This is a genomic window from Pseudomonas emilianonis, from assembly GCF_023072625.1.
GTDB classification, from domain to species: Bacteria; Pseudomonadota; Gammaproteobacteria; order Pseudomonadales; family Pseudomonadaceae; genus Aquipseudomonas; species Aquipseudomonas paraveronii.
Genome location: NZ_JAKNRV010000328.1, coordinates 1 through 5759 on the forward strand (window position 1 = coordinate 1; position 5759 = coordinate 5759).

At 63.0% G+C, this 5759-nt stretch carries 5 protein-coding genes, 2 pseudogenes and 1 riboswitch; of the genes and pseudogenes, 3 read left to right on the forward strand and 4 right to left on the reverse strand.

Going from position 1 to position 5759, the window contains the following annotated elements; genetic code table 11:
* From L9Z73_RS24025 to L9Z73_RS24035, 3 genes are all read right to left on the reverse strand, one after another.
* Positions 1-584 (reverse strand): FecCD family ABC transporter permease (locus tag L9Z73_RS24025; RefSeq protein WP_430624312.1); only part of this gene is annotated, 584 nt, incomplete at its 3' end.
* An 8-nt stretch (positions 585-592) separates the two neighbouring features.
* Positions 593-1603, reverse strand: a complete 1011-nt coding sequence (locus L9Z73_RS24030) for an ABC transporter substrate-binding protein (protein WP_247406404.1) — start codon at positions 1601-1603, stop codon at positions 593-595.
* Positions 1604-1717: 114 nt separating this feature from the next.
* Positions 1718-1912: riboswitch (cobalamin riboswitch) on the reverse strand.
* A 35-nt stretch (positions 1913-1947) separates the two neighbouring features.
* Positions 1948-2877 carry a DNA/RNA non-specific endonuclease gene (locus L9Z73_RS24035; RefSeq protein WP_247406407.1) on the reverse strand — a complete coding sequence of 310 codons (930 nt, stop codon included), beginning with the start codon at positions 2875-2877 and terminating at the stop codon, positions 1948-1950.
* Positions 2878-3011: 134 nt separating this feature from the next.
* Between L9Z73_RS24035 and L9Z73_RS24040 the strand changes: the two genes are divergently transcribed.
* Both L9Z73_RS24040 and L9Z73_RS24045 read left to right on the forward strand, forming a co-directional pair.
* Positions 3012-4073, forward strand: coding sequence for a M4 family metallopeptidase (locus L9Z73_RS24040; protein WP_247406409.1), 1062 nt, complete (start codon positions 3012-3014; stop codon positions 4071-4073).
* 28 nt (positions 4074-4101) lie between these two features.
* Positions 4102-4407, forward strand: coding sequence for a protealysin inhibitor emfourin (locus L9Z73_RS24045; RefSeq protein WP_247406412.1), 306 nt, complete (start codon positions 4102-4104; stop codon positions 4405-4407).
* Between the two features lie 55 nt (positions 4408-4462).
* Here L9Z73_RS24045 and L9Z73_RS24050 read toward each other — a convergent pair.
* Positions 4463-5650 (reverse strand): annotated as a pseudogene (locus L9Z73_RS24050) (aldehyde dehydrogenase family protein); the annotation flags it as partial.
* On the opposite strand from L9Z73_RS24050, the pseudogene L9Z73_RS24055 reads away from it, so the two are divergent.
* A pseudogene (locus L9Z73_RS24055) lies at positions 5633-5759 on the forward strand (hypothetical protein); the annotation flags it as partial. The pseudogenes L9Z73_RS24050 and L9Z73_RS24055 sit on opposite strands and share 18 nt — an antisense overlap.

The following is a 5759-nucleotide window of genomic DNA, read 5'->3' on the forward strand; positions in this document are numbered from 1 at the left end:
GACGGCCAACGCACGCCGCTGAGGTTGCCCAGCAGCCAGAACAAAATGCCGCGCGCCTGTTCGGAACTGGCCGACTTGGTGATCAGGAACGCAGTCAGCGCGTTGAACAGTTGCGAGCCAGCGATGCCCGCGAGGATGATCTGCCCGGTGCCGCTGGACGAACCGCTGGCCCGTGCGAGCAATACCACCAGCGCAAACGCCGCCATCGCCCCGCCGAACGCGCCGACCGACAGTGAAACCAAACCACCGCCGACGCCCATCAGCAGCACCAGGACTGCGCCGGTCGAAGCACCGGCGCTGATACCCAGCAGGTACGGATCGGCCAGGGGGTTGCGCAACAACGACTGCAAAATCACCCCGCAGGTGGCCAGCCCCGCCCCGCACGCAGCGGCGACCAGGGTGCGGGTCAGGCGGTAGTTCCACACCACGCCTTCATCGATCGGGTCCAGCACGTAGCCGGCCGCCCACAGCTTGTTGGCCAGTACTTGGAGCACCACGTGTGGCGTGATGGCGGTTTCGCCGATGGTCACGCCGGCGAGCACGGCGATCAGCAGCAACGCCAGGGCAAGCACGGTTCGTATCAGGCTGGCGCTCATTTCGGCAGGTCGTAGCCGTCGATGGCCGTCGCCAGTTGTTCAAGGCCATCGAAGGTGCGCACGCTGGCCTGCAGCGCCATGGCTTCGAGGATGATGATGCGGTTGTGTTTCACCGCGTCCATGTTGCGCGTCACCGGGTCGCTGCGCAGGAAGGCCAGCTTCTGTTCGTGATCGTCAGCCGGGTAGCGGCGGCGGTCCATGCGCGCGATCACCAGCACGGTGGGGTTGGCCCTGGCGATGGTTTCCCAGCCGACGGCGGGCCATTCCTCGTCGGACTGCACCACGTTATGCAGGCCGAGGGTCTGCAGCATGAATTCGGGGACACCCTTGTGGCCGGCCACGTAGGGATCGCTGGCCATCTCGGCGCTGGAGAACCACACCAGCGCGCTGGCCTGCTTGAGCCCCTTGCTTTGCACCGTGGCGACGGACTTGGCCAGGCGCGCCTTGAGTTCATCGTTGAGTTGCTGGCCGCGATCTTGTACGTCGAAAATCTCGGCCAGTTGGCGGATGCTCTTGTAGATCGTGTCGACACGGAATGGCTCCAGCCGCGTGCCGTCGGCGCCCACCCGGTTGTCCTTGCCTTCGCAGTCGGAGGGCAACAGGTAGGTGGCGATCTTCAACTCATGAAACTGCTCGCGGGTGCCCACCACGCCTTGCGGGCCGACCACCCATTCCAGCTCGGCCGCCACCAGTTGCGGGCGTTTGGCGATCACCGACTCGAAACTCGGTTCGTTATTGGCCAGGCGTTCGATGTTGTCGTTCAGCGCCTTGAATGGTGGCAACACGTTGTTGAACCACAGCGACGTGCCGACCACTTTATCGCCCACGCCAAGGGCATAGAGCATTTCGGTGGCAGCCTGGCCGATGGTCACGCTGCGGGCGGGCGCTTGCTGAAAGGTCAGGGTGCTGCCGCAGTTTTCCAGCGTCAGCGGGTACTGAGTGGGGTTGGCTTGGGCCAGGGCACACAAGCCCAGCCCGGTCAGCAGGGCGATAACGCGTGGCAGCATGGGGCAATCTCCTTGAAGCCGTACCTGGAACTGGGGATGTACGGTTCGGAAACACGCCCTCGACCGCTGCGGTTGAGGCAGGCAAGGATGTCCTTCCCGGACACCCCGCCGGTTAGTGATTTTGCTGGGCCGGCAGGTCTCCTGACTGATGCGTCGTCGCCACGCTCCGGCCTTCCCGGACGTGGTCCAGTGGCAATGGGGGAGCGGGCTCGGCATCTACAGTTGCGGGGGCAGTTCCGATTGACGCGGTGTACCGCGCTTCGGATTCCCTATTAGTCCCGTTTGGGAACCGGCGCGGTATGGTAGTCGATCACGGCGAGGCGATATAGCTTTAGGTCGCCCGCTCAAAGACGAATATCTTCAGGGCCCTGGATCAGCGCTTCAATTCGCGTCCCCGTGGCGCGCTCTTCGTTGCTGAAACCGTCGTAGTCGGCCAGGTTGCCGAAGCGAATACCGGTCAATCGTTCGATCTGAATCACGCTGCGCTGGTAGGTCCTGAGCTGCCCGAACATGAGGTCGAGCTGACCCAGCTCACGGCTTTGGTCGATCATGTAGGCGCTGGCGCAGGGCGTGCCGTCGTCGCTGAGGTAGGCGACCACTTTCCAGAATGCTTTGGGGATTTTAACGCCTCGGTAAACACGGTCGTCATCCGCCAACACCGGGCCGGTAAACACCGTGGCTCGGGCTTTCCAGCGTTGAGTGTTATCGAGAATGTAGTCCTCGAGCTCCAGCCAGGTCTTCTGGTTGAACCCGCTCATCTGCGGTGAGCAGTTGGTGAAGTGGAAGGTGTCGGCATTGGCAGTGTTGGCCGCGTCGCCCCAGTTGGGGTCTTGTCTGCGTACCAGGTGACCGCGGTCCAGGCCATTGTTGGTGTAGAGCGCGTCGCCCACCTGTGCGCTGATGGGCAGGCGGCCGTCATAGGCCCAGGCGTCGTTGCTGCGGATGATCTCCACATGCTGTCCGCCATCGATATTGGCGCCCACGTAGAGCGCCAGTCGCCTTGAGCGGGACATGGTCACTGAGAAATGCGTGTAGTCCAGGCGCAGCGGTTGTACGTCAGCCGCCAGGGCCTCATCCACCGTGGGCCATGGCACCACGAAGCGGTCGAGAAACGCTTCAGCGTAGCCGCCCCGGTCCTGCAGGTCCTTGGCCGCGGTGACACGCGCAGTCGCCGTCCTGGCCTCCATGAGACTGGGGCTGGCCGCGATCAACGGGCGCAGATCGGCGAGCCGGGGGCGGTGCGAAAGGTCGATTTTGGCGGTGCGTGGGGGCATCGTAAGTTCCTCGCAGTCCTTGGATAAACACTACTGCAGCATAGCTTCATGACAATTTGGGCCAAGCCGTCGCAGCAGGACTATCCTTGGGCGGTTACCCGGACGTTCACCACCCGCCAAAATGGAGCCAGCCAATGTGTGTTCGCCAGCATCGCAATCCGATTTTCTGCCTGATCCCGCCGTACATGCTCGACCAGATCGCCCGCAATGGCGATAAAGCGCAACGGGACGTCGCGTTACGGACTCGCGCCAAAGACAGCACGTTCCGTTCGTTGCGCATGGTTGCCGTGCCCTCCAAAGGGGCCGCCCATATGGCCCTGGCCATGGGCCCCGACAAACGGCGTTCGATCTACAGCGCCGAGGGCGCCGATAGCCTGCCGGGCAAGCTGATCCGTGGCGAAGGGCAGCCCGCCAGTGGTGATGTCGCGGTGGACGAGGCCTATGACGGGTTGGGCGCCACGTTCGATTTTTTTGAACAGGTCTTCGACCGCAATTCCATTGACGACGCTGGTATGGCGCTGGACGCGACGGTTCATTTTGGCCAGAGCTACAACAATGCGTTCTGGAACTCGAGCCAGATGGTGTTTGGTGATGGCGACCAGCAGCTATTCAACCGGTTCACGATAGCCCTTGATGTCATTGGCCATGAGTTGGCCCACGGTGTGACCGAGGATGAGGCCAAGCTGATGTATTTCAATCAATCCGGTGCGTTGAACGAGTCGCTGTCTGACGTGTTCGGTTCACTGATCAAGCAGTACGCGCTGCAGCAAAAGGCGCAAGATGCGGATTGGTTGATCGGCAAGGGGTTGTTTACCAAGAAAATCAAAGGCACTGCTTTGCGCTCGATGAAAGCGCCAGGCACCGCATTTGATGACAAGCTGCTGGGCAAGGACCCTCAGCCGGGGCATATGGACGATTTCGTGCAGACCTATGAGGACAACGGCGGGGTGCATATCAATTCCGGCATTCCCAACCATGCGTTCTATCAGGTGGCCACGAAGATCGGCGGGTTTGCCTGGGAGCGCGCCGGGCGTATCTGGTATGACGCGCTGCGCGACTCGCGGTTGCGGCCGAACGCGGGGTTTCTGCGTTTCGCGCGCATCACCTACGACATCGCCGGTCGGCTGTACGGTGCTGACAAGGCTGAGCACAAGGCGGTGAAGGAAGGCTGGAAAGCCGTGGGCATTAACGTCTGACAACCCGCCTGGGCGGTGAGGAGCAGCCATGCAAATTTCGATCAAGGAAATCGGTGGTCCGGCGTTTTTTCCGGGCCTGGCCCGACCGAACACCGTGGAACTGGAGAAGCTGCCCGAGCCGGACCAGCAAGAGTTGCGGCAACTGATCGAGGCTTCGCACTTCTTTCAGTTGCCGCAGAGCACCGCGCCGGAACCCGGTAATCCAGGCCAGGTGCATTACACCTTGACCGTGACGGAAGGTGAGCGCGAGCACACGGTCTGTGTGCTCGCACCGGTGAAGTCACAGGCGCTGGACGGGCTGGTGCAGTGCGTGCGGCGGCATATTCGCTGTTGAGCCTGTTGCGCAGCCCAGTGGGATCCCGCTCCCTTGCCACAGGGGTTGCTTTGGCTTACTTACGATCCAGCCATACCGTCTGCGCATTGCAGAATTCCCGCACGCCAAAGTGCGACAACTCGCGGCCAAAGCCGCTTTTTTTCACGCCGCCAAACGCCACCCGAGGGTCGGACACGCTGAAGGCGTTGACGAAGATCCCGCCGGTTTCCAACTGGTCGGCGATATCGCGCGCTTTCGCCGAGTCGCGGGTGAAGATGCTCGCGGTCAGGCCAAACTCGCTGTCGTTGGCCAGGGCCACGGCGTGGTCAGCGTCGCGGGCGCTGATGATGGAGGCGACGGGGCCGAACAGCTCCTGTTTGAACGAGGTCATCTGGTCGGTGACATCGGCCAGTACGGTCGGCGCGTAGTAGTTGCCGGCGCCGGGCACTTTGTTGCCGCCCAGCAGCAGGGTCGCGCCTTCTGCCAGGGTGGCCTGGACCTGGCCGTGCAGTTCGTCGCGCAGGTCGAAGCGGGCCATCGGGCCGAGGTAGGTGCTGGTCGAGGTCGGGTCGCCCATCACCAGTTGGCGGCAGGCTTCGACGAACTTGGCGGTGAACGCGTCCACCACGCCGGCTTCGATGATCAGACGCTTGGCGGCAGCGCAGACTTGACCGCTGTTCTGGAAACGGCCGATCACGGCAGCCTGGACGGCGGCGTCGAGGTCGGCGTCGTTGAGCACGATGAACGGGTCGCAGCCGCCCAGTTCGAGCACGCATTTCTTCAGCGCGGCACCGGCCTGGGAGCCGATAGCCATGCCGGCGCGCACGCTGCCGGTGAGAGTGACGGCGGCGATGCGTGGGTCGGCGATGGCTTTGGACACACCGTCCTGGGTCACGTTGAGCACTTCGAACAGGCCTTGCGCAAAGCCGGCTTTGTGGAACGCCGCTTTCATCAGGTAGGCGCTGCCCATCACGTTCGGCGCGTGTTTGAGTAAGTAGGTGTTGCCGGCGAGCAGCGTCGGCACGGCGCCGCGCAGGACTTGCCACACCGGGAAGTTCCATGGCATCACGGCGAGGATTGGCCCCAGCGGGCGGTATTCGATATGCGCGGTGCCGTTGTCCACCAGCGTCGGTTCCGGGGCGAGCATGGCGGGGCCGTGGGCGGCGTACCACTCGCTGAGTTGCGCGCATTTCTCGATTTCGGCGCGGGCCTGAGCGATGGGTTTGCCCATTTCCAGGGTGATCATCTGCGCCGTAACCTGGGCAGCAAGGCCATCAAGATGATCTACGGCGACGAGGCCAAGGCCGGTCGCTCGGTGAAAACCGTTGATGTGGACAAGGCCGAGCGCGCGCGCTTCTGCCTGACCGACGCTG